Origin of the sequence: Rahnella sp. PAMC25559, from assembly GCF_050632365.1 — a bacterium.
Lineage (GTDB): Bacteria > Pseudomonadota > Gammaproteobacteria > Enterobacterales > Enterobacteriaceae > Rahnella > Rahnella rivi.
The window spans coordinates 1,846,773-1,863,656 of sequence record NZ_CP192543.1; the positions used below are offsets into that span (position 1 = coordinate 1,846,773).

General features: G+C 55.5%; 15 protein-coding genes. 10 read left to right on the forward strand and 5 right to left on the reverse strand.

What is annotated here, in order from left to right; all coding sequences use genetic code 11:
* Window positions 1-98: 98 nt before the first annotated feature.
* From gcvP to ACQZQY_RS09735, 6 genes are all read left to right on the forward strand, one after another.
* Window positions 99-2,972, forward strand: a complete 2,874-nt coding sequence (gene gcvP / locus ACQZQY_RS09710) for an aminomethyl-transferring glycine dehydrogenase (protein WP_431297026.1) — start codon at window positions 99-101, stop codon at window positions 2,970-2,972.
* 207 nt (window positions 2,973-3,179) lie between these two features.
* Window positions 3,180-4,052 carry a carbohydrate ABC transporter permease gene (locus ACQZQY_RS09715; protein ID WP_056773152.1) on the forward strand — a complete coding sequence of 291 codons (873 nt, stop codon included), beginning with the start codon at window positions 3,180-3,182 and terminating at the stop codon, window positions 4,050-4,052.
* Entirely contained in the window at window positions 4,042-4,941 is a 900-nt protein-coding gene (locus ACQZQY_RS09720) for a carbohydrate ABC transporter permease (RefSeq protein ID WP_390974444.1), read from the forward strand. Before ACQZQY_RS09715 ends, ACQZQY_RS09720 begins: the two co-directional genes overlap by 11 nt.
* Window positions 4,942-4,952: 11 nt before the next feature.
* Entirely contained in the window at window positions 4,953-5,780 is an 828-nt protein-coding gene (locus tag ACQZQY_RS09725; protein WP_122096057.1) for a phosphodiesterase, read from the forward strand.
* A complete protein-coding gene (locus ACQZQY_RS09730; RefSeq protein ID WP_431297174.1) occupies window positions 5,780-6,886 on the forward strand; it encodes an ABC transporter ATP-binding protein in 1,107 nt (368 codons plus the stop codon). Before ACQZQY_RS09725 ends, ACQZQY_RS09730 begins: the two co-directional genes overlap by 1 nt.
* The gene (locus ACQZQY_RS09735; protein ID WP_421670490.1) at window positions 6,879-8,186 is read left to right on the forward strand and encodes an ABC transporter substrate-binding protein; all 1,308 of its coding nucleotides are present in this window, start codon (window positions 6,879-6,881) and stop codon (window positions 8,184-8,186) included. The genes ACQZQY_RS09730 and ACQZQY_RS09735 overlap by 8 nt, the downstream gene beginning before the upstream one ends.
* A 40-nt stretch (window positions 8,187-8,226) precedes the next feature.
* Here the strand turns inward: ACQZQY_RS09735 and ACQZQY_RS09740 are convergent, their stop codons facing one another.
* A complete protein-coding gene (locus ACQZQY_RS09740; RefSeq protein WP_056773134.1) occupies window positions 8,227-8,835 on the reverse strand; it encodes an HD domain-containing protein in 609 nt (202 codons plus the stop codon).
* A 335-nt stretch (window positions 8,836-9,170) separates the two neighbouring features.
* Between ACQZQY_RS09740 and trhA the strand changes: the two genes are divergently transcribed.
* A complete protein-coding gene (trhA, locus tag ACQZQY_RS09745; protein ID WP_056773133.1) occupies window positions 9,171-9,821 on the forward strand; it encodes a PAQR family membrane homeostasis protein TrhA in 651 nt (216 codons plus the stop codon).
* A 52-nt stretch (window positions 9,822-9,873) separates the two neighbouring features.
* Here the strand turns inward: trhA and ACQZQY_RS09750 are convergent, their stop codons facing one another.
* The gene (locus ACQZQY_RS09750; protein ID WP_056773131.1) at window positions 9,874-11,154 is read right to left on the reverse strand and encodes a lysine N(6)-hydroxylase/L-ornithine N(5)-oxygenase family protein; all 1,281 of its coding nucleotides are present in this window, start codon (window positions 11,152-11,154) and stop codon (window positions 9,874-9,876) included.
* 153 nt (window positions 11,155-11,307) lie between these two features.
* On the opposite strand from ACQZQY_RS09750, the gene ACQZQY_RS09755 reads away from it, so the two are divergent.
* From ACQZQY_RS09755 to ACQZQY_RS09765, 3 genes are all read left to right on the forward strand, one after another.
* Window positions 11,308-12,189 carry a PhzF family phenazine biosynthesis protein gene (locus ACQZQY_RS09755; protein WP_431297027.1) on the forward strand — a complete coding sequence of 294 codons (882 nt, stop codon included), beginning with the start codon at window positions 11,308-11,310 and terminating at the stop codon, window positions 12,187-12,189.
* Window positions 12,190-12,354: 165 nt separating this feature from the next.
* Complete coding sequence (ada, locus tag ACQZQY_RS09760) at window positions 12,355-13,452, forward strand: bifunctional DNA-binding transcriptional regulator/O6-methylguanine-DNA methyltransferase Ada (protein WP_431297028.1); 1,098 nt, start codon at window positions 12,355-12,357, stop codon at window positions 13,450-13,452.
* A 57-nt stretch (window positions 13,453-13,509) separates the two neighbouring features.
* Window positions 13,510-14,046, forward strand: a complete 537-nt coding sequence (locus ACQZQY_RS09765) for a GNAT family N-acetyltransferase (RefSeq protein WP_217205028.1) — start codon at window positions 13,510-13,512, stop codon at window positions 14,044-14,046.
* 47 nt (window positions 14,047-14,093) lie between these two features.
* Here the strand turns inward: ACQZQY_RS09765 and ACQZQY_RS09770 are convergent, their stop codons facing one another.
* From ACQZQY_RS09770 to gatD, 3 genes are all read right to left on the reverse strand, one after another.
* Window positions 14,094-14,798: a GNAT family N-acetyltransferase gene (locus ACQZQY_RS09770; protein ID WP_421670486.1), complete on the reverse strand. Its 705-nt coding sequence runs from the start codon at window positions 14,796-14,798 to the stop codon at window positions 14,094-14,096.
* 155 nt (window positions 14,799-14,953) lie between these two features.
* On the reverse strand, window positions 14,954-15,808 hold the full coding sequence (locus tag ACQZQY_RS09775) for a tagatose bisphosphate family class II aldolase (protein WP_421670485.1): 855 nt from the start codon (window positions 15,806-15,808) through the stop codon (window positions 14,954-14,956).
* Between the two features lie 4 nt (window positions 15,809-15,812).
* On the reverse strand, window positions 15,813-16,862 hold the full coding sequence (gene gatD, locus ACQZQY_RS09780) for a galactitol-1-phosphate 5-dehydrogenase (protein ID WP_431297029.1): 1,050 nt from the start codon (window positions 16,860-16,862) through the stop codon (window positions 15,813-15,815).
* Between the last annotated feature and the right edge of the window lie 22 nt (window positions 16,863-16,884).

Below are 16,884 nucleotides of genomic sequence, written 5' to 3' on the forward strand. Positions count from 1 at the left end.
CACGACCGCCCCGCAACCCGCTTGCGGGGCAAATCAAAACCCGTAGCTTTTGTCAGTATCCCAAGACACCTCCAGCAGATTCCAGGAATGCGTAGCAAATGACTCAGACTCTCAGCCAACTCGAACACAGCGAAGCCTTTATTGGCCGCCATATCGGCCCGTCTTCTCAGCAGCAGCAACAAATGCTGGAAGCGGTCGGCGCGGATTCCTTAAACGCGCTGATCCAGCAGATCGTTCCGGTCGATATCCAGTTGCCGGGGCCACCGGCCGTCGGCGACGCCGTAACGGAACATCAGGCGCTGGCTGAGCTGAAAGCCATTGCCAGCCAGAACCAGCGTTATAAATCCTACATCGGTATGGGTTACAGCGCGGTGCTGACACCGCCGGTTATCCTGCGCAACATGCTGGAAAATCCGGGCTGGTATACCGCGTACACCCCGTATCAGCCGGAAGTGTCTCAGGGCCGTCTTGAAGCGTTGCTGAACTTCCAGCAACTGACGCTGGATCTGACCGGTCTGGATCTGGCTTCTGCCTCGTTGCTCGACGAAGCGACTGCCGCCGCCGAAGCCATGGCGCTGGCAAAACGTGCCAGCAAACTGAAAGACGCTAACCGTTTCTTCGTGGCTGACGACGTGCATCCGCAAACGCTGGACGTGGTGCGCACCCGTGCAGAAACCTTCGGTTTTGACATCATCGTCGATAAAGCCGAAAAAGTGCTCGAGCTGGAAGGCGTGTTCGGCGTGCTGTTACAGCAGGTGGGCACCACCGGCGAAGTGCACGATTACACCGCGCTGCTGGGCGAACTGAAATCCCGCAAAATTATTACCAGCGTCGCCGCTGACATTATGGCGCTGGTGCTGCTGGCCGCACCGGGCAAGCAGGGCGCAGACGTGGTCTTTGGTTCCGCACAACGCTTTGGTGTGCCGATGGGCTACGGCGGTCCGCACGCGGCTTTCTTCGCCTGTGTAGACGAATTCAAACGTTCCATGCCGGGCCGTATCATCGGGGTTTCCCGTGATGCTGCGGGCAAAACGGCACTGCGTATGGCGATGCAGACCCGCGAGCAACATATCCGCCGCGAAAAAGCCAACTCCAACATTTGTACCTCGCAGGTGTTACTGGCCAACATTGCCAGCCTGTATGCGGTATTCCACGGCCCTGAAGGCCTGAAACGCATTGCCTCACGCATTCACCGTCTGACTGACATTCTGGCCACTGGCCTGAAACAGGGCGGCCTGACGCTGCGCCACAACACCTGGTTCGATACGCTGACCGTGGAAGTGAAAGACAAAGCCGCCGTGCTGGAACGCGCGCTGAGCTTCGGCCTGAACCTGCGTACCGACATTCACGGCGCAGTGGGTATCACTCTCGACGAAGCGACTTCCCGTGAAGATGTGCAGATCCTGTTCGCCGCCCTGCTGGGTGACGACAACGGTCTGGATATCGATAAGCTGGACAAAGCGGTATCCACCGACAGCAACTCGATTCCTGCGGCGATGCTGCGTGTGGACCCGATCCTGACCCATCCGGTCTTCAATCAGTACCACAGCGAAACTGAGATGATGCGTTATATGCACCGTCTGGAGAAAAAGGATCTGGCGCTGAATCAGGCGATGATCCCGCTGGGTTCCTGCACCATGAAACTGAATGCTGCGGCCGAAATGATCCCGATTACCTGGCCGGAATTCGCTGAACTGCACCCGTTCTGCCCGACAGAACAGGCTGGCGGCTATCAGCAAATGATTGGTCAGCTGTCACAATGGCTGGTTCAGCTCACCGGTTACGACGCGGTATGTATGCAGCCAAACTCGGGTGCGCAGGGCGAATATGCCGGTCTGCTGGCGATTCGTCGCTACCACGAAAGCCGTAACGAAAGCAGCCGTCACATCTGTCTGATCCCAAGCTCCGCGCACGGGACCAACCCGGCATCGGCGCAGATGGCGAGCATGACCGTGGTGGTGGTGGCTTGTGACAAACAGGGCAACATTGATCTGAGTGACCTGCGTGAGAAAGCCGCGAAAGCGGGCGATGAGCTCTCTTGTATCATGGTGACGTACCCGTCAACGCACGGCGTTTACGAAGAAACTATCCGCGAAGTTTGCCAGATTGTGCATCAGTACGGCGGTCAGGTTTACCTCGACGGCGCGAACATGAACGCACAGGTCGGCATCACCACGCCGGGTTACATCGGCGCGGACGTTTCGCACCTTAACCTGCATAAAACCTTCTGTATCCCGCACGGCGGCGGCGGCCCAGGCATGGGTCCGATTGGCGTGAAATCGCATCTGGCTCCGTTTGTTCCGGGTCACAGTGTGGTGCAGATTGACGGCGTCCTGACGCAAAACGGCGCGGTTTCTGCGGCTCCGTTCGGCAGCGCGTCCATCCTGCCTATCAGCTGGATGTACATCCGCATGATGGGCGCGGAAGGCCTGAAACAAGCCAGCCAGGTCGCAATCCTGAATGCGAACTACATCGCCACCCGTCTGAAAGACGCGTATCCGGTGCTGTATACCGGCCGTGATGGCCGTGTGGCGCACGAATGTATTCTGGATATTCGTCCGCTGAAAGAAACCACCGGCATCAGCGAAATGGATATCGCCAAACGCCTGATCGACTACGGATTCCACGCCCCGACCATGTCCTTCCCGGTGGCCGGTACGCTGATGGTTGAGCCAACCGAATCCGAAAGCAAAGTGGAACTGGATCGCTTTATCGATGCACTGCTGGCAATCCGCAGCGAAATCGACCACGTGGCGAAAGGCGAATGGCCGCTGGAAGACAACCCGCTGGTGAATGCACCGCACGTGCAGAACGAGCTGGTCAGCGACTGGAACCACCCGTACACCCGCGAAGTGGCGGTATTCCCGGCCGGTTACGACAACAAATACTGGCCGACCGTGAAACGTCTTGATGACGTGTACGGGGACAGAAACCTGTTCTGTTCCTGCGTACCGATGTCAGATTACGAGTAAGATTTCCGTCGGCTCTCTCCCTTTCACAGGGAGGGGGCCGATTGCATTTCTGGCCCCCGCTTTTGCCGTTCTGGCAGCACACCCCGCTCAATTTTGTTCAGTAACATTCGCTTATTTTTCATTCAAATAACCATCACATTCCCGCCATGTGACTGACATAAATTCAGGACAGGATAGGCACCTTAATTCGCTGACCGGTATCCTGTAATGCGCCGCATGTTGTTCCCCTACCTGATTTTGCTGCCGACGCTGATTTTTCTGTTTTTATTCACCTATTACCCCTTATTTCAGTCAGCGACGGACAGCCTGTTTGACAGCCGTCTGTCGTCGGATGCCCCGCCGTTTGTCGGCCTGCAAAACTATCTGCGTCTGATTCAGGATTCGGTGTTCTGGCGTGCGCTGCTTAATAACCTCGCCTACATCCTGATGACCGTCGTGCCCGGTATCGTGCTGGCGCTGCTGCTGGCGGTGGCGCTGTGGGAAAACACTTCGCTGAACCGCTGGCTGCGTACCGCATTTTTCTTCCCGATGATTATCCCGCTGGTCAGCGCCGCTACGCTATGGCTGTTCATTTTCATGCCCGGCATGGGGCTGCTGGATTACACCCTGGCGAAAGTGTTCGGGCCGATGAATAACAATTATCTCGGCATGAGCAACAGTGCGCTGATTGCGCTGAGCGTGATTGGCGTGTGGAAATTCGCCGGTTATTACATGCTGTTTTTCCTCGCCGGATTGCAGTCAATCCCCGCCTCAGCCCGCGAAGCTGCGCTGATGGAAGGGGCGTCGCGTCCGCAGGTTTTCTTCTACATTACGCTGCCGCTGCTGCGCCCGACCATCAGCTTTGTGGTCACCATCGCGCTGATTTATTCCATTACGCAGATCGACCACGTCGCGGTGATGACGCAGGGCGGACCGAATAACGCCACCACCGTGCTGCTGTATTACATCCAGAGCCTGGCCAATGACACCCACGATTTAGGCAAAGCCTCGGCGGCGACCTTCCTGACGCTGGTGTTGCTGTTTGGTTTTTCGATGCTGAACCTGCGGGTGCTGGAAAGAGGGGCGCACTATGAGCGTTGAAACGTCTGAAGCGCCGGTGATGACCGGCAAAAAATCGCGGGAGGCTGCACGTTCGCCGTCGATGTTATTGCGCGGTGCGCGTCGTTCGACGCTGCCGGTTTTACTGCTGTGCGCGGCCTTTTTATGGATGGCGCCTTTCCTGTGGATGTTGTCTTCGGCGTTCAGCGAAAGCAGTTTTTCGCCGGATATGGCTTCGCTGCTGCCGCGCTTCCCGCTGACGCTGCAAAACTTCCGCGATGCGTGGGACAGCGCCGACTGGCTGCGGCTTTACGCCAACACGATCTTCTTTTCCTTCGGCACCTTTCTGGTTCAGCTGGTGACCATCACCACCGCCGGTTACGTGTTCGCATATCACGAATTTCGCGGCAAACAGACGCTGTTCTACCTGCTGCTGATCCAGCTGATGATCATGCCGGTCATCATGATGGTGCCGAACATGATGATCCTCAAACAGTTCGGCCTGCTCAACACATTGACCGGCGTGATGATGCCGTACTTCGCGTCGGCGTTTGGCGTGTTTCTGATGCGTCAGGCGTTTCTCAGTATTCCCCGTGAAATCGAAGAAGCCGCGCTGATGGAAGGTTGCCGCTGGTGGCAGGTGGTGTTCCGCGTACTGATCCCGATGTCGTGGCCCGCCATTCTCGCCTTTGCCACCGTCAGCATTACCTATCACTGGAATGAATATCTCTGGCCGCTGATGGTGCTTAACGATCCGGACAAACAGGTGCTGACCGTCGGGCTGGTGTCTTTTGCGATGGGCGCGGAATCGGGCGGGCAGTGGGGCTTAATCACCGCCGGAACGCTGATGGTGTGCCTGCCACTGATGCTGGCGTTCATTATTTTTCAGAAACAGTTCCTGAAAAGTTTCGGCTTTTCCGGGATCAAATAAAGGAGTCATCCATGTTTTTAGCTCAGATTTCTGACATGCACTTTCGCAGCCAAGGCCGCAAACTGTATGACTTTATCGATGTGAACGGCTGTAACGCCGAAGTCGTCAGCCAGCTGAATGCGCTGGAAGAACAACCGGATGCGGTGGTGATCACCGGCGATATCGTCAACTGCGGTCTGCCGCAGGAATACGAGGTGGCGCGCCGCACGCTGGGTAATCTGCGTTATCCGCTGTTTATCATTCCCGGCAACCACGACGACAAAGCCCAGTTTCTGGAAGCGCTGCATCCGTTGTGCCCGCAGCTCGGCACCGACCCGCAGAATATGCGTTACGCCATCGATGATTTCGCGATGCGCCTGCTGTTTGTCGATTCCAGCCTGGCGGGAGAATCGAAAGGATTCCTGACGCTGGAAACGCTGGCGTGGCTGGAAGGTCAGCTGGAGCAGGGCGGTGATAAACCGACGGCGGTGTTTATGCACCATCCGCCGGTGAAAGTTGGTTCGGCGCAGATGGACGCCATTTCCTGCGAAAACGGCGACCAGCTGCTGGCGCTGATCGACCGCTTCCCGTCGCTGGTTCGCGTGTTCTGCGGCCACACGCACCGCCTGATTTTCACCCAGTACAAACAGGCAATCATCACCACCATTCCCGGCACGGTGCATCAGGTGCCGTATTATCACCACAATCCGGCGCCGTTTTATAACCTTGAACCGGCGGCCTGCGTCATGCACCGTCTGGTGGATCAAACCGGGCTGGTCAGCTATCTGCACCCGCTGTCGCAGTATCCGGGGCCGTATCTTTACGACGCGCAAATCAGTTGCCCGGTGGATGATCAATGATGTCTGGCATTCGTCTGGAAAATATCACCAAACAGTTTGAAGGCAGCACGGCGGTGAATCAGCTGTCGCTGGAGATCGCCGACGGCGAATTTCTGGTGCTGGTCGGGCCGTCGGGTTGCGGGAAAAGCACCCTGCTGCGTCTGCTGGCGGGGCTGGAAGAGGTCAGCGACGGGCGCATTATGCTCGACGGCAATGACATCTCTGCGCTGCCGCCGCGCGAACGTAATTTCTCGATGATCTTCCAGAACTACGCGCTGTTCCCGCACATGACCGTCGAGCAAAACATCACGTTCGGTATGCGCATGCGCAACGAACCGAAAGATCAGCATCAGGCGCGTGTGGATCGCGTGGCCGGGCTCCTGCAGCTGGAGCCGCTGCTTAAACGCAAACCGGGAAAACTCTCCGGCGGGCAGCGCCAGCGTGTGGCGATGGCGCGCGCCATTGTGCGCGATCCGAAGCTGTTTCTGATGGATGAACCGCTGTCCAATCTTGATGCACGGCTGCGTACGGAAGTGCGCGACGGCATCATGCAGCTGCACCAGCAGCTGAAAACCAGCACCGTTTACGTCACACACGATCAGATGGAAGCCATGACCATGGCGGACAGGATCGCCGTGCTGGATAAAGGCCATTTGCAACAAATCGGCGCACCGGAAACGCTTTACGCGCATCCGGCCAACCTGTTTGTCGCCGGATTTATCGGCACGCCGTCGATGAATCTGTTTTTGCTGCCGTGCGCCGCCGGCGTGCTGACAGTCGAAAACCAGCCGGTACGTCTGCCACAGACGGGACATGCGCAGGCGCTTGCTGACGTGTATCTGGGCATCAGACCCGAACACATCAGCGACCGGCCGGTGGAAGGCGAAAGTCTGCAATTGCAGGCGACGCTGACCTATCGCGAACTGCTCGGCGCGGAGTATCTGTGCCACGCCGACTCGTCGCTTGGCAAAATTCGTTATGTTCGTAAAAACCAGCTGCGGGAAAACAGCCGGGACATTCCGCAACCCGGCGACCGCATCACCTTGTATTTCTCTTTGCACGACCTTCATCTTTTTTCAGGCCAAAACCAGCAGAATCTGCACCAGGAGAATCATCTTCATGCGTAAAACTCATGCGCTGGCGCTCGCCATCGGCTTCATTGCCGCAGGCACGGCGTCCGCCAAAGAAAATATCGATTTCATGTTCCCTGCGCCGGTTGACGGCAAGCTGACCATGGAAATGACCCGCGTTATCAAAGAGTTCAACCAGTCACAAACGGATATCGAGGTACGCGGGATTTTCACCGGCAACTACGACACCACCAAAGTCAAAGCCGAAGCGGCGGCCAAATCCGGTCAGCCTCCGGCACTGGTGATCATGTCCGCCAACTTCACGGCAGATCTGGCGATCAAAAACGAAATTCTGCCGATGGACGAACTGTTCAGATTTGGCGATCAGAAAGCCACGCCGTTCCTGACGCAAAACTTCTGGCCCGCCATGCGCCAGAACGCCCAGCTTAACGGCGTGACGTACGCTATCCCGTTCCATAACTCGACGCCAATCCTCTATTACAACAAAGACATGTTCGCCAAAGCGGGCATTACCGCGCCGCCGAAAGACTGGGATGAATTGCTGGAAGACTCGAAAAAGCTGACGGATGCGGCAAAAGGGCAGTGGGGCATCATGTTGCCATCGACTAACGATGACTACGGCGCCTGGATTTTATCCGCGCTGACCCGTGCCAACGGCGGCCAGTATTACAACGCCGATTATCCGGGCGAAGTGTATTACGACAAACCGTCCACGCTGGGCGCGCTGCACTTCTGGCAGAATCTGGTGTATCGCGACAAAGTGATGCCGTCGGGCGTGCTCAATTCTAAACAAATCAGCGCGGCGTTCTTCTCCGGTAAACTCGGCATGACCATGCTCAGCACCGGGGCGCTGGGCTTTATGCGTGAAAACACCAAAGATTTCGAACTGGGCGTGGCGATGATGCCCGCTAAAGTGCGCAACGGCGTGACCATCGGCGGAGCGAGTCTGGTGAGCTTTAAAGGCATTTCTGACGGGCAGAAAAAAGCGGCTTACACCTTCCTGCAATATCTGGTCAGCCCGAAAGTGAACGGCGCCTGGAGCCGTTTTACGGGCTATTTTTCACCGCGCATGGCGTCTTATGACACACCGGAAATGAAGGACTATCTGGCGAAAGACCCGCGAGCGGCGATTGCGCTGGAACAGCTGAAATACGCCTATCCGTGGTATTCGACCTATGAAACCGTGGCAGTGCGTCAGGCGATGGAGAATCAGCTTGCGGCACTGGTGAATGACGAGAAAGTCACGCCGGAAGCGGCAGCGGCACAGGCACAGAAAGACGCCGACACCCTCATGAAACCTTACGTGGAATCGACGTCGCTGGCCGTGCCGAAGTAGTTGGTTTTGCGCCTTCCCCTCTCTTGAGGGGAAGGTTTTATTACTTCAGCCAGCCCTGCTGATGGGCGTTATCCAGATGGCCGCGGATGTGCTGCCACAGTTCAGGATGGATATCGGCGATAAAGGCATTACGCGCTAACACCTGCTCCAGACGGATATTATTTTCCACCCAGCTCTGGCCCTGATTACTCAGGTTCATGACCATCGGCATCACGCGGTCGATCACCAGCGCAAAGCGCGCTTCTGCGGTTTCGCCCGCTTCGTATTCATTCCATAACGCCAGGAACTGCGTATTCAGCGGCGCAGGCAGCAGGCCGAACAGGCGTTTTGCGGCAATGATTTCCTGATCGTGAACCGCCGCACGGGCAGCGAGATCGTAAACCAGCACATCACCGGCATCGATTTCGACGATATCGTGGATCAATGCCATACGAATGACCTTGTTAATATCAACGTCTTGTGGCGCATAAGGCGCCAGAGACATCGCTGCCACGGCGAAATGCCAGCTGTGTTCCGCAGAGTTTTCCTGACGATCGGTGCCTAACACTTTGGTGCGACGCTGTACGCTTTTCAGCTTGTCGATTTCCATCAGGAACTGAAAAACGTCGGTCATGGCGCCGAAATTCAGCGGGGAAGTTGCTACAGACATGGTCAAACCTTAGTCATATTGACGGCATTGTTAATGGCGTTATCAGAGATTTCCGGTACACCTTAATCCCTTGATGACAAAAAATCATGTTTTTGGGTGCGGAATAATCCGTCATCTGAAGAATGTAATAGGAAGGAATTATAAACAAAGTGAATGAATTGAAGGGGCTCTGGTGATGAGCATCCTGAAATGATGATCCTGCTAAGAGCCTGTTACAGGAGGAAATACTCCATTTTAGCGTACAGGTGTACACTGGAATCATTCTCAGCTACTCTGCGGGTCAGGATATTTTATAACCTGCCATTTTATTGTTATGCCTCGAGGGTTTTCATCGTATGGGTAAGACGTCTCCATCACCACAGGGATATCCGTGGGCTGAAGAGATTGCCAACAGCCTGAGTCACGGCGTTGGTTTGGTTTTCGGGATTGTCGGGCTGGTGCTTTTGCTGGCTCAGGCTCTGGCTGATAACGCCAGCGCCGTCGCAATCACCAGTTACAGCGTGTACGGCGGCAGCATGATTTTGCTGTTTTTAGCCTCCACGCTCTATCACGCCATTCCGCATCAGAAAGCGAAATACTGGCTGAAAAAGCTGGATCACTGCGCCATTTACCTGCTGATTGCCGGAACTTATACGCCGTTCCTGCTGGTCGGCTTAAACTCCCCGCTGGCGAAAGGGATGATGGCGGTGATCTGGGGGCTGGCGCTATTTGGCGTGATTTTCAAACTGGTATTCGCCCACCGGTTTGAAGTGCTTTCATTGATCACCTATCTGACCATGGGCTGGTTGTCGCTGGTGGTGATTTATCAGCTGGCGATGAAACTGCAGCCTGGTGGTGTCTGGTTGCTGGCGATTGGCGGCGTGGTGTACACGCTGGGCGTGATTTTCTATGCCTCGGAAAGGATCCGCTACGGTCACGCCATCTGGCACGGATTTGTGCTCGGCGGGAGCGCCTGTCACTTTCTGGCGATCTATTTCTACGTGTAGCTTTTAAGCCGGATGAGAGAAGCGGAGCCTTGGCTCCGCTTTTTTGTGCCTGCTATTTACCTGCCCACCACTGCACCAGCGAAGGCACCGGTTGCAAATCGTAATGCGCTTCCCCCAGCAGATGATTGAGGATTTTCGCCGAGCGCCAGGCGGTCAGCGTCAGTTGCCCTTCCGCGCTGCCATGGCTGTGAATACCGGCATTGACTGCGTAAATGCGGTTCTGTTCAGGGCCGTCCCAGCGCAGATTGAAATTCGGCTGCAGCGGCAAATGCTGCTCACGATCGTAAGGGATCCTCCCGAGCATGGGCGCGAGATAGTCCGGCAAACCGGGGCGATAGCCGGTCGCCAGGATCACAATATCCGCACTGAAATGTTCTTCGCAGTTTTCCAGCCCGTGTCTTGCCTGCAAACTGAAATCTCCTGCGGCATTGCGCGCGATATGATCGAGCGCGCGGTGCGGCAGTAAACGTACATTGCGCGGCTGATGCAGGACGTCAAAACGGTGATAAAGCTGCTTATAGATATCTTCCAGCGTGTGGTAACTGATGCCGTCGGAAGGCAGTTTTTGCGTGGCAATCTCCCGCTCGCGCACCTCTTCGGGCAGGGTATAAAAATAATTCACATATTCAGGCGTGAAGTATTCGTTGGTGAAAATCGATTCATCCAGTGGCTGAAAATTCGGGCGTCTCGACAGCCAGCTCAGCTCGGCGAATTCGCCCCAGTGGCCGCTTAGCGCATTGAGAATGATATCGGCACCACTTTGCCCGCCACCGACGACGGCAATACGTTTGCCGGTGAAATCGGGTTCACGCAGTTCAATTTCAGCGGCATGAAAACAATTCTCCCCCAGCGCCGCGCGGGCCGCTTTGGGGATCCACGGCGCATGACCGGTGCCAAGACAAATATTGCGCGCGCGGTGCTCGCCTTTTTCACTCTGCACCACAAACTCCTGCCGCTTATCGTCGAAATCGATACTTTCTACCGGCGCAGAAAAGTGCAAATTGGGGATGCGGTCGCACGCCCAGCGCAGGTAATCGGAAAACTCATCGCGGCTGATGATCAGCTGTTCCGTTGCCAGAAAACGGTAAATTTTCTTCTGTTCCACCAGATAATTGATGAAGGAAAATTCGCTGCGCGGGGCGACGGTGGTCACCAGATCTTGTAAGACATAGGTCTGCATGGTGGCGGTTGGCAACAACATGCCAGGGTGCCAGCTGAATTCCGGGTTTGCATCAAAGAAGGCAGTGTTAAGTTTCTCCGTATCTTTTGCCATCGCGGCCAGGCTCAAATTGAAGGGGCCGATGCCAATACCTATCAAATCCTTCGCGGGCATCTTTCTGTTCCTTGTGTTTTATAAAATGTTTTGGAAAGTGCCTTAAGCATAGATCAGCCATTGGCGACTGACATTTTTCTCGATAACTTATCGAAATATTCCTAAACTCAGTCACTTCGCTATTGATTCCTCAATGATTAAAAAGGATTAGCTATGACCCGCCTGCGCCGTTTTAAACAAGTTGATGTGTTCACCGCCGAGCCGCTCAAAGGCAATGCGCTGGCTGTTATCCTGGATGCCGAAGGTCTGACAGACGACGACATGTTCGCCATGGCCCGCTGGACCAACCTTGCGGAAACGGCATTTGTGCTCACACCTACGTCACCGGAAGCTGATTACCGCGTGCGGATTTTCACCACCGATAAAGAGCTGCCATTCGCCGGGCACCCGACTCTCGGCACGGCGTATGCGCTGTTGCAAAGCGGGCTGAAACCAAAGAACTCAGGCTATCTGGTGCAGGAATGCGGTGTCGGGCTGGTGCAGGTGAAACAGCTGGCAGAAGGCGGACAGGCATTTTCCGCGCCTCCGGCGGTGCTCAAACCGCTTGAAGAAGAGCACTTCACCTTGCTGGCGACCGCACTGCGCGGGGGCAAAATCCAGGCCGATGTGACGCCGGTTACGGTCGACATGGGTATCATCTGGCTGGTGGTGCGGATGGAAAGCGCGCAGGATTGCCTGAATATTTCTGCCGATGCAGCAGCCGTCAGTCAGCTCCAAAAACAGCTGGGAGTTAACGGCATCGCGGTTTACGGTTTGCACGATGACAGCGTTGCGGCAGATTATGAAGTGCGGGCGATTATTGATGAAGACGGTGTGCTGAAAGAAGACCCGGTCACCGGCAGCGCCAATGCCTGTCTGGCAAGGGTTCTGAAAGCGGCAAACTTCCCGGATGGCGCACACATGGCAGACACCTACCGCGTACGGCAGGGCACAAAACTTCAGCGCGAGGGCCGCGTGACGGTCACTTTCGTTGACGGCGAACCCTGGATCGGAGGGGATTCCGTTACCCTGATTGACGGCACGTTAGACCTGTAATCCGCTGTCAGTCTGGCGTCGCACGGCGACTGCTCACGCATGACCGGCCAGGAGCGTCATGCGTGTTCGCCGGGATGACTGAATGAGAAAGCAAGAGCCGGAGGGCAGGCGGCAGATCCCCGGTTTATGCTGATGTTCATCCAGTCAGTCAAAGTGAGGCAAAAAATGTCAGGCAAAACTGAAATCCTTCCCCGGTCAGTAACGATCGACCATGACAGCATCCAGAATGAGGATCCGCGCTGGCTGGCGGTGATTAACTGCGATGCCAGCGCAGATGGCAAATTTGTATACGCGGTAAAAACCACCGGCATTTACTGTGCGCCTTCCTGCCCGTCGCGACAACCTAAAGCGGAAAATATTGTCTATTTCGACAGTGCTGAAGATGCCGAGCAGGCAGGCTTCAGGCCCTGTAAACGCTGTCGCCAGGGGCTGATTTCACTGGCGCAATTTCACGCGCAGCGTGTGGCGCAAGCCTGCCGTCTGCTGGAAGCATCGACAGACGTACTGACGCTGGATCAGCTGGCCGGCACTGTTGGCATCAGCGCCTACCATTTTCACCGGCTCTTCAAAGCCCACACAGGTGTGACGCCGAAAGAGTATCATCAGGCGCAGCGTGCACGCCGTGTACGCGAAAAGCTGACGGATACAGCGACGGTCACCGAGGCCATTCACGCGGCCGGATATCCTTCCGACGGGCGTTTTTATGAGGCGTCCGCGGCGACGCTGGGCATGACGCCGCAGGCTTTCCGCTCGGGTGGGCGTGATGTGCGCGTCTGGTTTGCGATTGCAGAATCTTCGCTCGGCGCGATCCTGATCGCTGAAAGCCAGCGGGGGATTTGCGCGATCTTACTCGGCGATGACCCGACGGCATTGATCATTGAGCTGCAAAATCGCTTTCCGCAGGCTGAATTGCTGGGCGGCGACCCGGACTTTGAACAGCGTATCGCTTCGGTCATTGGTTTCATCGAAGCGCCGCAGTTGGGGCTGGATCTGCCGCTGGATATTCGCGGCACGGCATTTCAACAGCGAGTCTGGCAGGCATTGCGCGAGATCCCGGTCGGCTCCACTGCCAGTTACGCGGATATTGCCCGCAAAATTGGCGCACCCAAATCAGTTCGCGCCGTGGCCGGAGCCTGTGCCGCAAACGTGCTGGCAGTGGCGATCCCTTGCCATCGGGTGGTAAAAACCGACGGTCACATTTCTGGTTATCGCTGGGGCGTCGAGCGCAAGCGTAGTTTGCTGGCGCGCGAGGAAAAAAGCTGACTATACTGGCCTGAGCGTTATTTTTCCGATACTTACCCAGATCAAGTGAGGGATCCTGTGCCTGTTTTAACATTCCGTTTTGCGCAGCCGGCCGATATTGATGCGCTGGCTGCATTACACGTTGCTATCTGGCGTGATACCTATCGCTCTCTGGCACCCGCAGAGGCCTTTTCCGCGCTCGACGTGCCGCGTCGTAAAATCTTCTGGCAGGACAAGTTTGAACATCCCGCTGAATCACAATGCATTTTACTGGCCGAGGCTGACGGAAAACTGGCGGGATTTTGTCTGGCGTCTGCTTCATCCAATCCTGAATTTGGGGAAATGGCTGAAATTAAATTCCTGTATGTTTCTGGTGATTTTAAACGTCAGGGCATAGGCAAGCGTTTAATCAGTGACGCTGCCCGATATCTCGCGGCAGCAGGCTATCGCGCTGCCGGGCTGGGCGTGGTAGAGGGCAACGAATCCGCCATCCGTTTTTATGCCGCTCTGGGTGGCCGGGAGGCCGGACGCTATACCGATGCCGGGCCACTCTGGCGTTCACGCAATATCATTTATGCCTGGCCAGATATTACAGTACTTTCCGCCAGGCAATAATCTTTTGCTATCACATGTCCCGCGTCAGTGAAAATGCGGGACCTGTTTTACTTTCTCAGTGTTTCCAGTCGCTGTTTCTGCTGGCCTTCAGGTGTGAAATTCTCCGCGCTCAACCACTGTTCAAACATGCTTTTTGACGCGGGCCATTCATGATCAAGCAGCGAGAACCAGAGAGTGTCGCGATTGCGACCTTTATTGACCAGCGCTTGCCTGAATGTCCCTTCGTATTGAAACCCAAAACGCTCCGCGGCCAGTTTTGACGGTTCATTTAGGCTGTGACATTTCCACTCACAGCGGCGATATTTAAGGGTTTCAAACAGATAGCGTTGCAACAGGTAAATAGCTTCCGTGCCAAAACGTGAGCGTTTCATCAGTGGGGACCAGTTTACCCAACCAATTTCCGCAACGCCGTGGACGGCATCGATACGCATCAAAGCAACGCTGCCGATTGCCCGTTGTGTGGCGAGGTCGATGACGGCGAAAAACAGCGGATCCTGGCTTTTCTCCTGCTGAGCAATAAACGCATCACAATCTGACTGCGTGGCAGGACGATCCACCGAAAAATAAGTCCAGTCACGGTTGTCATCAATGCTATGCCAGGCGTTAAACAGATCCTGACTGTGGCGTTCACTTTTCAGTGGCTCAAGGCGGCACCAGAGGCCATCAAGCTGGACGTGCGTCGGTTTTTCTCGCGGTTGCCAGTCGGGCAGGGCATCGCCGATGGGCTGACCAAAGTGGTTGAGCGTTGTCATAGCGGTTTCCATTCACTTTCGAAGAACACCCATAAAATCAGAACGTATTGATGGCTGCAACCGGCGCGATAATAAAAGTCTGGTAAGCGGAGAAATCTCTCCGCTTTGTTTCCTTATCCCGCTCGCTGAGTGAGCCGGTTTATGAACGCTGGCACTTATAATCGCCCGGCACTCCCGCAAATTCTGATCTTCTCCTCGACCACTTTCTGCATGGCACGTTTTCCCGGCACAATGTATTTACGCGGATCGTTGGCGTCAGGATGTTCAGAAAAATACCCTTTTACCGCATCGGCAAAGGCGATCTTCAGCTCCGTGGCAACATTGACTTTACAGATCCCCAGTTCAATCGCCTGATGGATCATATGCTCCGGGATCCCCGAGGCACCGTGTAACACCAGAGGAATATCGACCTGCTGGCGAATTTGCCCCAGCCGGGTGAAATCCAGTTTGGGCTCTCCCTGATACAAGCCGTGAGCAGAACCGATCGCGACGGCGAGCGAGTCAATACGGGTCGTTTCCACAAAGTGTTTTGCCACAACCGGATCGGTGAAAAAGCTGTCGCCGTCTTCCACCACCAGATCGTCTTCCTGCCCGCCAAGACGCCCGAGCTCAGCCTCTACGCTGGCGTCAAATGCGTGACAAAAGCGTACCGTCTGGCAGACCTTTTCGATGTTTTGCGCCAGGGGAAGGTGTGAAGCATCGACCATGACGGAGCGGATCCCTGCACGGACTTTTGTCTCTATATCGGTCTGTTCTTCATGGTGATCCAGATGCAGCGCCAGCGGAATGCCATATTGGCGTGCCGCTTCCTGACATATCGACATCAGATAATCGGTTCCCGCATAGCTGAATGTTCCCGGTGTTCCCGCCAGAATCACTGGCGAGCTCATGGCCGCTGCGGTTTCTGCCACCACCTGAACGGTTTCGAGATTGTGGACGTTAAAAGCTGGCACCGCATAACCTTCGCGTTGTGCCGCCAGCAGCATTTCCCTGTTTGAAATGAGATACATTGCTTCAGCTCCCTGTCATATCCAGCAGAATTTTTCCGGTCATGGGTTTGCCCGCCAGTGCAGTCACATCCGCAACGAACTCCTGCGGATTGCCAACGCTCGCGATAAGCGGCTCAAGGTTCAATTTGTTTTCGGCAAACAGCTGCGTTGCCTGCTGCCATTCACTGCCTGGCCACGGCGCAGAGTAATTCATCCAACTGCCCTGCAACGTCAGCTCTTTGCGCAGGATATGGCTGAAGGTGGCGACGTTAAGCGTCAGTTCCTTATGCAAGGTACCGACCAGAACGACCTGTGCTTTGGGCCCGGCTATATCCAGCGAGAGTGCCACGGTCTGCGGGGTACCGGCGGTTTCAATGATCAACTGGTCAAAGCGACGTTCGTGGTTATGCTGACGGATTTCCTCAGCATTCATTTCAGCGCTGTTGCAGGCATGGCTGGCACCGGTTCTCAGTGCCAGATCCAGGCGTTGCTGATTGATATCAATCGCTGTCACGGATTTTGCGCCTGATGCCGCCGCCGCCTGGATGATCAACTGGCCGATAGTGCCCGCGCCAATCACGATCACCTCTTTGCCCTCACATCCCCCCGCGAGTTTTAATGCGTGCAGGCCGACGGTAATGGGTTCCAAAAATGCGCCCTGAATAAGTGAAGAACTTTCGGGAAGCCGGAATAAATTTTTACGGGAAACCACGACAAACTCTGCGTGGCCGCCGTCGCGGCGTGAACCAATAAACTGATAGTGCTTACACTGTGAGTAAGCCTCTTTACGGCATTCTTCACACTTAAAACAGGGTAATAACGGCACGCAAGCCACAGCATCACCTTCCTGAATATCATCAACATTTTTTCCGATACTGACCACGTGGCCGCTGAATTCATGTCCCAGCGTGATGGGATAAAAATGTGCACCCTGTGAGAAAATACGTGGAATGTCGGATCCACAGAGGCCGGAATAGGCAATGCGCACCAGCACATCATCCGGGGCGTTTAGCACAGGCATCGGGCGTTCTTCCACGGTCATCGCCCCGCCAGCATTTACAACGACAGATTTCATAGTCGATTTCCTTATGGCGGGG